This window comes from Pseudomonas sp. B21-054 (genome assembly GCF_026016345.1).
GTDB lineage: Bacteria > Pseudomonadota > Gammaproteobacteria > Pseudomonadales > Pseudomonadaceae > Aquipseudomonas.
In genome coordinates, this window is sequence record NZ_CP087204.1 from 6,201,587 (window position 1) to 6,213,678 (window position 12,092).

Here is a 12,092-nt window from a genome sequence, read left to right on the forward strand (position 1 = left end):
TGCTCGCGATAGCGTCAGCCCAGGCAATCCCAACCATCAGGGCTCATTCAACGGCACCCGCACCGACAGGGTGGTGCCCTCCCCCGGCTCACTTTCCAGTGACAACTGCCCGCCCATGATCAGCACCCGTTCGCGCATGCCGACCAGGCCAAAGGACGTCGGGCGCCCCGTATGGGCAATAAAGCCTACACCGTCATCGCTGACCGTCAGACACAATTCGTCAGCTTCCTGCACCAGCGTCAGTTCCACAGTATGCGCCTGGGCATGGCGCATCACATTGGTCAGTGCTTCCTGGAGAATCCGGAACAGGCCGATGGCCTTGGCGTCGCTCAAGGGCGGCAGGTTGTCCGGCACCTGCACCAGGCAGGGAATCTGCGTTCGGGCCTCGAAGCGCCGGGCCTGCCATTCAATGGCCGAGGCAATGCCCGCGTCGAGGATTGGCGGGCGCAGCGCCGTCGCCACGTCCCGCACCAGTTGGAACAACTGGGCAATCAGGCGCTTCATGCTGTTGAGCCGCTCCTGCAGGCCCGGATCGAGCTGCGCGTAGGCCAGTTCGCACATAGAGGTTTCAAGCTTCAACACCGTCAGCATCTGACCCAGCTCGTCGTGGACTTCCCGGGCAATGCGCGCCTTTTCCTCTTCCCGCACGCTTTCCAGGTGCGCCGACAACTCGCGCAACTGCTCACGAGAGCTGGCCAACTCCAGTTCGATGCGCTTGCTTTCGGTGATGTCCCAGACGATACCGTCCCAGACGTAAGCGCCGTCTTCGAGACGGCGGGTGATCGCCTTGATCTCGGCCCAGCGCTCCTGGCCTTCGCGGGTCAGGATGCGGCCCTGCCACGACCAGTCGCTGTCGCTGTCCAGTGCCTGGTCCTGGGTGCGGTGGTAGCCGGCCTTGTCGTCCGGATGCACCAGGCTGCGCAAGCCGGTGTCACTACGGGCCAGGGTAGCGGGGGAATACCCCACCAGGCTTTCGCTGCCTTCGCTGATGTAGGCAAAGTCGATCTGGCCGGTCACCGGCGCCCGTTCCAGGCGAAAGACCAGGCCCGGCACATTGGCGGCGATGCCTTGCAGGCGCGCTTCGCTCTCGCGCAACGCCGCCAGCGCACGACGGCGCTCGGTCACGTCATTGAGGTAGACCACCAGGTACTCGGCGTCGCGAAAGCGTAGGAAACTCAAGGAAACATCCGCCGGCAAGATACTGCCATCGGCCCGTACGCATTCGGTTTCGAAACTTTGTGGCGCTTCATCACTGGCCCGGGCGCGCTTCCACAGGTTCAGCCAGCGATCCATGTGCAGGCCCGGTTCGAAGTCGATCAAAGGCCGGTCGATAATGGCGCCCGATGCATAGCCGAGCATGATTTCGGCGGCATGGTTGGCATAGCGCACGTGGCTGTCCCAGTTGACCCAGAGGATGCCGACGGTGCTTTGATCGATGGAAAACTGCGTCAGGCGCAAGGCTTCTTCGCTGGCGGCACGCAGGGCAATGTCCTCCCGCGCGGCGCGCAGGCGACGCTCCAGGCCTCGTTGCTGGCGGCGCTGCCAGAACACGATGGCCACGCTGCTCAACAGCAAGGCCAACATCAGCAGGGTCAGGTTTTGCCAGAACCCCGGGGTCTCGGTCAGGCGCGGATACTTGGGCTTGAGCCAGCGACTGTGCAGCTGTTCCAGATCCTTGGCCGGGATCGCCTGCAAACCGGCGTCGATGATTTCGGCCAACTGCGGCCAATCCCGGCGCGTGGCGACCCGGAGCAGTTGCGGCAAACCAATGTCGCCCACCACCACCAACCCGGAAAATTCAGGCTCGACCATCAACCGCCCCAACTGCGCTTCATCGACCACCGCGTAGCGAGCCTGCTGGCTCAGCAGCAATTGCAGGGCCTGGCGCTCCATCGGCACGCCTTGCAGATTCAGCATCGGGTAATTGCTGCGCAGGTAATCGGCCGTTGCACTGGGCATGCGCACCGCAACACGGCTCTGGGCGTCGAGTTTTTCCAGCTCCACGCCCTCGGCGCCCTTCTGCTCGCCGACGATCAACTGCGGCACGCGCATGTAGGGGTCGGAAAACTGCCAGAGCCTGAGCCCGTCCGGCGTTTGGCTCAGGCCCGGAGCAACGTCCACTTCGCCGTCGCGCAGCGCAGCTTCCAACTGCGCCAGGTCCTGGAAATTGCGCCAGGTCAGCTCGACATTCAACGCCTTGCCCAGCCATTGCATCAACTCGACGTTGGTCCCCGACAACCGCTGCAAGCGCCGGTCGTATTGCGCATAGGGCGCCTGCAATACCAGGCCGACCCGCAATTGCGGATGCTGCGCCAGCCACTCGCGCTGCCCTGCATTCAATTGCACCCCATGCGTCGATGGCGCGGGCGCAGCCCACGCCATCAAGGGAAGCCATAAACAGCCGATAACCCACAGGCAGCAAAAACGCATCATCGAAGTCTCACGCACTGACAAATACTGACCAACCCATTAGGCTGCCGGAAATACTTCTGGTCATGGAATATCCGATGTCCTCTGTTTATCGCCTGGCATTGCCAGCATTGTGCCTGTCGCTGATCCTGCCGAGTGCCTTTTCTGTGAAGGCCAGCGAACCGGCGCCCGCCGCAGCGGAGCAATCTGCCGAGGAAAAACCGGCCGAGCGTCAGCCTTTGCTTGAGCGTAGCCAGGAAGAAGCGGCGGCACTGGAACGACAAGTCCCGCGCCAGGAACAACAACAGCTACAGACCGGCGGCGATACTTTCCTGGCACTCTGGAAACCGGCCAACACCGGCGACCCCAAAGGCGCGGTCATCATAATCCCCGGCGCAGGCGAAACCGCTGACTGGCCTCAAGTCATTGGCCCGTTGCGTAAAAAATTGCCTGATGTCGAATGGAGCAGCCTGAGTATCACCCTGCCAGACCTGCAAAGCGACGTCATCGCACCGCGCGCGGTGGAAACGCCGCCCGAGGCCAAACCCGCCGACACGGCGGCCGCGACGCCAGATGCCGCTACCGCCGCACCGATCGAACAGGTTGCCGGGGGCGAAGCCGATGCGGCCGACCCCGCCGTCGTCGAATCAAGCGATGAACATGCCAAGGCTGACGCCGAACGCATCTTCGCCCGTATCGACGCGGCACTGGCCTATGCCGAACAACAGAGCGCGCGCAAAATTGTCCTGCTGGGTCACGGTACCGGGGCCTATTGGGCTGCGCGTTACCTGAATGAAAAACAGCCCTCGCAGATCGAGCGTTTCGTGATGGTCGCCGCCAAGACCCCGGTCGCCGCCCAACCCGGCCTGGCCGAGCTGACGTCCACCCTGAAATTGGCCACCGCCGATATTTTCTACATGGACAAACCACTGGATCGCAATGCGGCGCTTGAGCGTTTGCAAGCGAGCAAACGCTTGAAAGGCTCGACCTTCAGCCAGGTTTCCCTCAAGGCCTTGCCGAACCCGTCGGCGGAGCAGGAGCAGCTGTTTCGCCGGGTTCGCGGCTGGTTGAGCCCGCAGAAGCCGGGGGAGTGAGGCTTAAACAAACCTCAAGCCAAACAACGACTTTCTACTGTTATCCCCTTCTACCGGAAATCCCGCCGCTCCCGTATCAAGCGATAGGCGTTGTGCAACTCCCGAGTCCTGTCAGTGGCTTCACGCACCTGCAATGGGGTCGCCCCGCTGCCGGCAATCTTGTCCGGGTGGTGGCGGCTGAGCAGGCGTCGGTAGGCCCGTTTGATCTGCGACGGCTCACTGGTGGCGGAAACCCCCAGCAAACGCAACGCCTCCTGATACGTCACGCCGCTGTTGGGCAGCGACAGCTTGTGCGGTTCGTAATCACTGGCCAATGCCTGGACCTGCTGCTGTGTCCAGCCCAGCCACTTGCCCCACCGGGCAATCAACTCACGCTCGCCTACGCCCGCCTTGCCGTCCGCCCAAACCATTCGCCAGCAGGCCCGCAGCACACCTTCAGCGGCATGCGGCTGGGTGCTGAGGCGGCGCAGATAACCGCGCAAGCGGACATCTCCGGACTTGCCCCGGTTGAAGGCAGCGATGGCCCGCCGTTGCGCCGATTCGCTCAGGTCCAGGGCACGCATTTCCTGGCGAGCCTGTTGGATGTGACCATCGACCACACGCCCATCGCTTTTCGCCAAGCGCCCCAGCAACACAAATAACAATTCATCGTTGCGCAACGCCGGGCGCCCACCCAGGCGCTCACGCAGCTGCGCCCAGCTCTGCAGGTTCAGGCGTCGATCCAACGCCTGTCCCAACAACGCGCCCAGCAAGGCCCCCGGGATGCTGGCAATGGCAAAGCCCGCCCCGGCTCCAATCAGAGTCCCTGGCCACCACATATCAACGACTCGCTTTTATCAAGGTTTCGACCTGCGCCAAACGTTCATGAGTGCCGACATCGACCCAGTGCCCTTTCAGGTGCTCTCCACTGACGCGCCCCTCGGCCATGGCCTTGCGCAGCAGCGGTGCGAGCCTGAATGCACCGTCCGAGCAACCCTCGAACAGCTGCGGGTGCAGGACGGCGATGCCGCTATAAGTCAGTTTGTCGGCAGCCGGCGCGTCATCGTGAACCTTTCCGTCGGCCAGGCTGAAATCGCCGTCCGGGTGGTGCTCGGGATTATCCACCAGCACCAGATGAGCCAGCCCTTGGAGCGGATGGCGCAAGGCGCTGAAGTCGTAATCGGTCCAGATGTCGCCATTGACCACCACGAACGCTTCATCGCCCAGCAGCGGCAAGGCCCGGAAAATCCCGCCGCCGGTTTCCAGCGGCTCACCTTCCGGCGAGAATCGAATGCTCACGCCAAAGCGCGAGCCGTTCCCCAGATACTCTTCGATCTGCTGACCGAGCCAGGCATGATTGACCACGATATCGGTAAAACCGGCCCTGGCCAGAGCCCGCAGATGGTATTCAATCAAGGGCACGCCGCCGGCGCGAACCAACGGCTTGGGCGTGGTGAGGGTCAAGGGGCGCATACGCTCGCCCTTGCCCGCCGCCAGGATCATTGCCTTCATGCCGGCGCTCCGGCCGCTTGACGCAGGCTGCCCAGCAGTTCGTCCAGCGGCGCCAGTTCAGGACGACGAGCGATGACCGCTTCTATATAAGCAAAGAACCGCGGCACATCCCCCAGGTAACGCGGCTTGCCATCACGGTGACAAATGCGCGCGAAGATCCCGATGACTTTGAGATGACGCTGTACACCCATCAAGTCGCTGGCCCGCAGGAAATCCTCGAGATCCGGCTGGACGGGGATGCCGAGGGCGCCAGCCTGCTGCCAGTAATCCACCAGCCAACCGCGCACACGCTCCTCGGGCCAACTGAGGAAGGCATCCTTGAACAGGCAGGTCACGTCGTAGGTGACGGGACCATAGACCGCATCCTGGAAGTCCAGCACGCCGGGGTTCGGTTCGCTGAGCATCAGGTTGCGCGGCATATAGTCACGATGCACCAGCACTTTTGGCTGGGCCAGGGCGCTGTTGATCAGCAGGTCGCTGGCCTGTTGCCAGAGTTGCTGCTGGGCCGAATCGAATTCGATCCCCAATTCACGCTTGACGTACCACTCGGGGAACAGCTCGAGCTCCCGACGTAGCAACGCGACGTCGTAACTGGGCAGCGGCGCCACCATGGGCAGTTGCTGGAAAGCCAGCAACGCTTGCAGGGCATCGCGGAATAAAACGTCGGCATTCTCGCCGTTGATCACATCCAAGTAGGTCTGGTTGCCCAGGTCATTGAGCAAAAGAAACCCCGATCGAGGTCCTCGGCGTAAATTTTTGGCACATTGATGCCGGATTTCGCCAGCAAAAAAGCGATATCCACGAAAGGTTTGCAGTTTTCCTGGGGCGGTGGCGCATCCATCACGATGAAACTCCGGCCCTCGCCTTCCCAGCGGAAATAGCGACGGAAGCTCGCGTCACTGCTGGCCGCGGTCAACGTGGCCGGGGGTACGGCGCCCCAGCCCTGTTGAGTAAAGAGGATCGGCAGCTGTTCATCGAGCCAAACTTTCAGGTGTTGCAAGCGTACATCTTGGTCGGGCATTGCAAGGGTCTCCGACGGCGCTAGCCGTCAAGCGGGTCATGCTTTATTATCCAGCATCTTTTTCAGACCATCGAGAGGCGTGCGGCCCACACCGCGGGCAGATGGCACGCAGGAAGCCCGGACTAATAAGATGGCATTGAAATCCCCCGCGTTTCGTAAAAAATTTCCGTTGCTGGTCACCGGCAGTCTGCTGGCCCTGCAACCCCTGGCCTCTTCATTCGTCGTCGCGGCGCAGCAGTATGACTGCTCCGTCTCCGCTTCGGGTGCCTGGGACTGCTCACCCAAGTCGCCGGCCGCTGCATTGCCGCCGCGTCCAGTGCATGACGGTAGCGCGGTCGCCGACAGCGGCGACGCTCCAGCCGAAGCCGGTTCGGGTGAACAAGTCGGCGCCAAGCCGATCCTGGTCACCGAAGCCAAGGGCCGCGGCCTGAAGTCACGCAGTGCAGACTACAGTCACCTGGACTGGGTTCCACGCGAGAACCTCACGCCTGCGCAATTGGCTGAAACCGGTCCTTACTGCTCGGGTGCCTATATCGAGCCGCCCCGTCCTGGCATGAATGACAAGACGGCTAAAAGCGACGCGCCGACTTTCCTCGGTGCCAAGGCTTCGCGCTACGAGCAGGAGCAGCAGGTGGCGACCCTGGCCGGTGACGTGGTCATGCGTCAAGGCAGCATGCAGGTCGAGGCCGACGAGGCCAGCCTGTACCAGGCCGAAAACCGTGGCGAGCTGAACGGCAACGTGCGGGTTCGCGACAACGGTGCTCTGATCGTCGGCGACCACGCCGATGTACAGCTGGACACTGGCGAAGCCAAGGTCGACAACGCCGAATACGTGATGCACAAGTCGCGCATCCGCGGTAACGCGCTGTACGCCAAGCGTGCCGAGAACGCGATCATCCGTCTCAAGGACGGTACGTACACCACGTGCGAACCGAACAGCAACGCCTGGACGCTCAAGGGCAACAACATCACCCTGAACCCGGCCACCGGCTTCGGTACCGCGACCAACGTGACGCTGCGGGTCAAGGACATTCCAGTCCTGTACACACCGTACATCTATTTCCCGATCGACGACCGTCGCCAGTCCGGCTTCCTGCCGCCGACCATCGGCAGCGGCAGCGACACCGGCTTCTTGCTGGTCACCCCGTACTACTTCAACCTGGCGCCCAACTACGACGCCACGTTGTACCCGCGCTACATGAGCAAGCGCGGCATGTTGATGGAAGGCGAGTTCCGCTACCTGACCAAGTCCAGCGAAGGTCAGTTCGGCGCCGCGTACCTCAATGATGAAGACGATGAGCGCAGTGGTCAGACCGACTACAGCAAGACCCGCTACATGTACAACTGGCAGCACAAGGGCGGCTTCGATTCGCGAGTGTTCACGGAAGTTGATTACACCAAGATCAGCGATCCCTACTACTTCCAGGACCTGCAGACCGACCAGATCGGTGTCGAGTCCAAGGAGTATGTGAACCAGCAGGGTGCGGTCAGTTATCGTGGCGACACGTACGTTGCACGCCTGAACGCCCAGGCCTATCAAATGGCCACGATTTCGAACATCACGCCTTATGATCGCTTGCCACAGATCACCTTCAATGGTGCGCTGCCGCAACATCCGGGCGGTTTGGATTTCGCCTATAACACCGAGTTTGTCCGGTTTGATCGGGATTTGAGGAACGGGAATTACACGGATGAAAACAATAACTCCGAGCCTTTCCTCGACACCAATGTCCGCGGCCTAGCCCGCGCCACCGGTGACCGTATTAACCTGGCGCCCGTGGTCAGCCTGCCGATGAGTGCGAGCTATGGCTTTATCAAGCCGTCGCTCAAATACCAGTACACCCAGTACGACCTGGATCTTGACAATCAGGGCAAGGCCGACATCGCCACCCAGGGCGCTGAAGGCGACCGCCTGAACGGCACTTACAGCCGAAATCAGAGCCGTGGCGTGCCAATCGCCAGCATCGACAGCGGCCTGTATTTCGACCGAGACACCCAGTGGTTCGGCAAGAACTACCGCCAGACGCTGGAGCCGCGCCTGTACTATCTCTATGTACCGGAGAAAGACCAGAGCGACATTCCAGTCTTCGATACCAGTGAAAGTACCTTCAACTATTCCTCGCTCTTCCGGGATAACCGCTTCACCGGTTCCGACCGTGTCGGCGATGAGAACAAGCTGTCGCTGGGCGTGACCAGCCGTTGGATCGAAGAAAACGGCTTCGAACGCCAACGCATCAGCGTTGGTCAGGCCCTGTATTTCAAGGATCGCGAAGTCCAACTGCCAGGCATCGACTTCAAGACTCGCGAAGACGCGCAGTCGAACGTTTCGCCGTACGCGCTGGAATACGAATACCGCTGGAACCGCGATTGGCGCACCACGGCCGACTACAACTGGGACCCGGACAGCCACAGCCCTCGCTCGGGCAGTGCGATGTTCCACTACCAGCCAGAGGACAACCCGAACAAGGTTATCAACGCCGGGTATCGTTATCGCAACGACCAGGTCCGCTACGACCAGACCACCGGCCAGTGGTCCGTGGGTGGTGGCGATTACGGCACGCCGGGTACTCCTGGCTACGTGAAGGACTACTACAAGATCAAACAGCACGACTTCTCGGTCATCTGGCCGATCGTGCCGCAGTGGAACGTGATCAGCCGCTGGCAGTATGACTACAACCGCAACCGTACCCTGGAAGCCTTCGGTGGTTTCGAATACGACAACTGCTGCTGGAAACTGCGCCTGATCAACCGTTACTGGGTCGACTATGAAGAGTTCAGTCAAGCCGCCCCGGAAAACGAAAAAGGCGACCACGGCGTCTTCCTCCAAATTGTTCTGAAGGGACTCGGCGGCCTCACCGGCGCCAAGGTAGAGAGCTTCCTCGACAAAGGCATCCAAGGTTATCGTGAACGTGAAGATCAAGCTTTCTGATTGTCTGCGCCCGCTGATGCTGGGCGCGCTGTTCCTGGGTACTGCGGCCAACGCCGCGGTACAGTCCATCGATAAAGTGGTGGCCATTGTCGACAACGACGTGGTCATGCAGAGCCAGCTGGATCAGCGCGTCCATGAGGTGCAGCAAACCATCGCCAAGCGCGGCGGTGGCCTGCCGCCGCCGGGTGTACTGGACCAGCAAGTGCTCGAACGCCTGATCGTCGAAAACCTGCAATTGCAGATCGGCGAACGCTCCGGCATTCGCATCACCGATGAGGAACTGAACCAGGCCGTCGGCACCATTGCCCAGCGCAACAACATGACCATCGACCAGTTCCGCGCCGCCCTGGCTCATGACGGCCTCTCCTACGAGGACGCCCGTGACCAGATCCGCCGTGAGATGGTCATCAGCCGTGTGCGCCAGCGCCGTGTCGCCGAGCGCATCCAGGTGTCCGAGCAGGAAGTGAAGAACTTCCTCGCCTCCGACCTGGGCAAGATGCAGCTTTCCGAAGAACTGCACCTGGCGAACATCCTGATTCCTACTCCGGAAAGCGCCAACTCCGAAGCCATCCAGAGCGCTTATCGCCAGGCAATGGATGTGTACCAGCAGCTCAAGCAAGGCGCTGATTTCGGCCAGATGGCCATTGCCAAGTCGGGCAGCGACAACGCCCTGGAAGGCGGCGACATGGGCTGGCGCAAGCCCGCTCAACTGCCGCCTCCGTTCGACCGTGAACTGAGCGCCATGGCCGTGGGCGACATCACCCAGCCAGCACGCACCCCAGGCGGCTTTATTATCCTGAAAGTGCTGGAAAAACGCGGTGGCGGCACCCAGGTGCGCGATGAAGTGCATGTTCGCCACATCCTGATCAAGCCCAGCGAAATCCGCAGCGAAGCTGAAACCAAGCGCCTGGCCGAGAAACTCTACGACCGCATCGAAGCGGGCGAAGATTTCGCCGAACTGGCCAAGAGCTTCTCGGAAGACCCGGGCTCGGCACTCAACGGTGGTGACCTGAATTGGGTTGATCCGAACGCACTGGTACCCGAGTTCCGCCAGGTCATGGCCAGCACGCCGCAAGGCCAGCTGTCCAAGCCGTTCAAGAGCCCTTATGGCTGGCACGTACTGGAAGTCCTTGGCCGTCGTGCCACCGACAGCACCACCCAGGCTCGCGAACAACAGGCGATGACGGTACTGCGTAACCGCAAATACGACGAAGAGCTGCAAACCTGGCTGCGTCAGATTCGCGACGAAGCCTACGTAGAAATCAAACTCCCTGGTGCAGACCAGGCAGCGCAGTGAAACCCAAGCGTTTCGCGCTGACCCCCGGCGAGCCCGCTGGCATTGGTCCCGACCTGTGCCTGCTGCTCGCCTCGCAACCCCAGCCACATCCTCTGATTGCCATCACCAGCCGCGACCTGCTCCTTGAGCGGGCCGCGCAGCTGGGGGTGGTCGTCGACTTGTTGCCTGTGTCGCCGAGCGCCTGGCCGGACGTCCCGGCGCCCGCCAACAGCCTGTATGTCTGGGATACGCCTTTGGGCGCCCCGGTCGTCACCGGGCAATTGGACAAGGCCAACGCGGCGTTCGTCCTCGAGACCCTGACCCGGGCCGGCCAGGGCTGCCTGGACGGGGCTTTCGCAGGGATGATTACCGCACCGGTGCACAAGGGCGTGATCAATGAGTCGGGGATTGCCTTCTCTGGACATACCGAGTTCCTGGCAGACCTGACCCACACCGCGCAAGTGGTGATGATGCTCGCCACTCGCGGCCTGCGCGTGGCCCTGGTGACCACTCACCTGCCCTTGCGGGACATCGCCGACGCCATCACCCCGGAACGCCTGGAGCGGGTCACACGGATCCTGCATGCCGACCTGCAGGAAAAGTTCGGCATCGCCCGGCCCCGTATCCTCGTGTGCGGGCTCAATCCCCATGCCGGTGAAAGCGGTCACCTGGGCCGCGAAGAAATCGACATCATAGAACCCACATTGGAGCGCTTGCGCAGCGAGGGCATGGACCTGCGTGGCCCGCTGCCTGCCGACACTCTGTTTACCCCCAAATATCTGGAGCACTGCGACGCAGTGCTGGCGATGTACCACGACCAGGGCCTGCCCGTGCTGAAGTACAAAGGCTTCGGTGCGGCCGTCAACATCACGTTGGGCCTGCCGATCATCCGTACCTCAGTGGACCATGGCACCGCCCTGGACCTGGCCGGCAGCGGGAAAATTGATACCGGCAGCCTGCAAGTCGCGCTGGAAACCGCCTACCAGATGGCCGAGACCCATTTATGACCGAACAATACCAACACCGCGCGCGCAAGCGCTTCGGCCAGAACTTCCTGCATGACCCTGGCGTGATCGATCACATCCTGCGCTCCATCAATGCCAAGCCCACTGATCGCTTGCTGGAAATCGGCCCGGGCCAGGGCGCCCTGACCGAGGGCCTGCTCGACAGCGGCGCGCAACTGGACGTAGTGGAACTGGACAAGGATCTGGTCCCGATCCTCAACCAGCAATTCGCCGGCAAGAGCAATTTCAACCTGCACCAGGGCGACGCACTGAAGTTCGACTTCAACAGCCTGGACGCCGCGCCGAACAGCCTGCGGGTGGTCGGGAACCTGCCGTACAACATCTCCACGCCCCTGATCTTCCACCTGCTGAGCAACGCAGAGCTGATCCGCGACATGCATTTCATGCTGCAGAAAGAAGTGGTAGAGCGTCTTGCCGCCGGCCCTGGCGGTGGTGACTGGGGTCGCCTGTCGATCATGGTTCAGTACCATTGCCGGGTCGAACACCTGTTCAACGTCGGCCCCGGGGCGTTCAACCCACCGCCGAAAGTCGATTCAGCCATCGTCCGCCTGGTGCCCCATGCGGTCCTCCCGCACCCGGCCAAGGATCATCGGCTGCTGGAGCGCGTGGTACGCGAGGCGTTCAACCAACGTCGAAAGACCCTGCGCAACACCTTGAAGTTACTGCTCAGCAGCGCCGAAATCGAAGCCACTGGCGTCGACGGTAGCCTGCGTCCCGAACAGTTGGACCTGGCGGCTTTCGTGCGCCTGGCCGACAAGCTCAGCGAACAGGCCGCGCCGCAAGCCGACGCCAGCTGACGGACGATGGTCCCTATCGGGTAGGACGCTACTCTGGTTTACTACCCGAT

Annotated in this window: 8 protein-coding genes and 1 pseudogene; 5 read left to right on the forward strand and 4 right to left on the reverse strand. The window is 61.8% G+C overall.

What is annotated here, in order from left to right; genetic code table 11:
- Positions 1–36 precede the first annotated feature (36 nt).
- On the reverse strand, positions 37–2,433 hold the full coding sequence (locus LOY70_RS27025; protein WP_265031493.1) for a PAS domain S-box protein: 2,397 nt from the start codon (positions 2,431–2,433) through the stop codon (positions 37–39).
- Positions 2,434–2,507: 74 nt separating this feature from the next.
- Between LOY70_RS27025 and LOY70_RS27030 the strand changes: the two genes are divergently transcribed.
- Positions 2,508–3,503 carry an alpha/beta hydrolase family protein gene (locus tag LOY70_RS27030; RefSeq protein WP_265031494.1) on the forward strand — a complete coding sequence of 332 codons (996 nt, stop codon included), beginning with the start codon at positions 2,508–2,510 and terminating at the stop codon, positions 3,501–3,503.
- 50 nt (positions 3,504–3,553) lie between these two features.
- Here the strand turns inward: LOY70_RS27030 and LOY70_RS27035 are convergent, their stop codons facing one another.
- From LOY70_RS27035 to LOY70_RS27045, 3 genes and pseudogenes are all read right to left on the reverse strand, one after another.
- Positions 3,554–4,321: a TerB family tellurite resistance protein gene (locus tag LOY70_RS27035; RefSeq protein WP_123343835.1), complete on the reverse strand. Its 768-nt coding sequence runs from the start codon at positions 4,319–4,321 to the stop codon at positions 3,554–3,556.
- A 1-nt stretch (position 4,322) separates the two neighbouring features.
- On the reverse strand, positions 4,323–4,994 hold the full coding sequence (gene murU / locus LOY70_RS27040) for an N-acetylmuramate alpha-1-phosphate uridylyltransferase MurU (protein ID WP_265031496.1): 672 nt from the start codon (positions 4,992–4,994) through the stop codon (positions 4,323–4,325).
- A pseudogene (locus LOY70_RS27045) lies at positions 4,991–6,015 on the reverse strand (aminoglycoside phosphotransferase family protein). Before LOY70_RS27045 ends, murU begins: the two are co-directional and overlap by 4 nt.
- Positions 6,016–6,145: 130 nt before the next feature.
- On the opposite strand from LOY70_RS27045, the gene LOY70_RS27050 reads away from it, so the two are divergent.
- The 4 genes from LOY70_RS27050 to rsmA are packed head-to-tail and all read left to right on the forward strand — an operon-like array spanning position 6,146 to position 12,042.
- The gene (locus LOY70_RS27050) at positions 6,146–8,944 is read left to right on the forward strand and encodes an LPS-assembly protein LptD (protein WP_265031497.1); all 2,799 of its coding nucleotides are present in this window, start codon (positions 6,146–6,148) and stop codon (positions 8,942–8,944) included.
- Positions 8,925–10,241: a peptidylprolyl isomerase SurA gene (surA, locus tag LOY70_RS27055; protein ID WP_148051256.1), complete on the forward strand. Its 1,317-nt coding sequence runs from the start codon at positions 8,925–8,927 to the stop codon at positions 10,239–10,241. Before LOY70_RS27050 ends, surA begins: the two co-directional genes overlap by 20 nt.
- A complete protein-coding gene (pdxA, locus tag LOY70_RS27060) occupies positions 10,238–11,227 on the forward strand; it encodes a 4-hydroxythreonine-4-phosphate dehydrogenase PdxA (protein ID WP_265031502.1) in 990 nt (329 codons plus the stop codon). The genes surA and pdxA overlap by 4 nt, the downstream gene beginning before the upstream one ends.
- Positions 11,224–12,042: a 16S rRNA (adenine(1518)-N(6)/adenine(1519)-N(6))-dimethyltransferase RsmA gene (gene rsmA, locus LOY70_RS27065; protein ID WP_265031503.1), complete on the forward strand. Its 819-nt coding sequence runs from the start codon at positions 11,224–11,226 to the stop codon at positions 12,040–12,042. The genes pdxA and rsmA overlap by 4 nt, the downstream gene beginning before the upstream one ends.
- Positions 12,043–12,092 lie beyond the last annotated feature (50 nt).

Excerpts from the sequence above, each read along its gene's own strand:
- murU (WP_265031496.1), bottom strand. The coding sequence starts at position 4,994 with ATGAAGGCAATGATCCTGGCGGCGGGCAAGGGCGAGCGTATGCGCCCC.
- LOY70_RS27025 (WP_265031493.1), bottom strand. The coding sequence starts at position 2,433 with ATGATGCGTTTTTGCTGCCTGTGGGTTATCGGCTGTTTATGGCTTCCC.
- rsmA (WP_265031503.1), top strand. The coding sequence starts at position 11,224 with ATGACCGAACAATACCAACACCGCGCGCGCAAGCGCTTCGGCCAGAAC.
- LOY70_RS27050 (WP_265031497.1), top strand. The coding sequence starts at position 6,146 with ATGGCATTGAAATCCCCCGCGTTTCGTAAAAAATTTCCGTTGCTGGTC.
- LOY70_RS27035 (WP_123343835.1), bottom strand. The coding sequence starts at position 4,321 with ATGTGGTGGCCAGGGACTCTGATTGGAGCCGGGGCGGGCTTTGCCATT.
- LOY70_RS27030 (WP_265031494.1), top strand. The coding sequence starts at position 2,508 with ATGTCCTCTGTTTATCGCCTGGCATTGCCAGCATTGTGCCTGTCGCTG.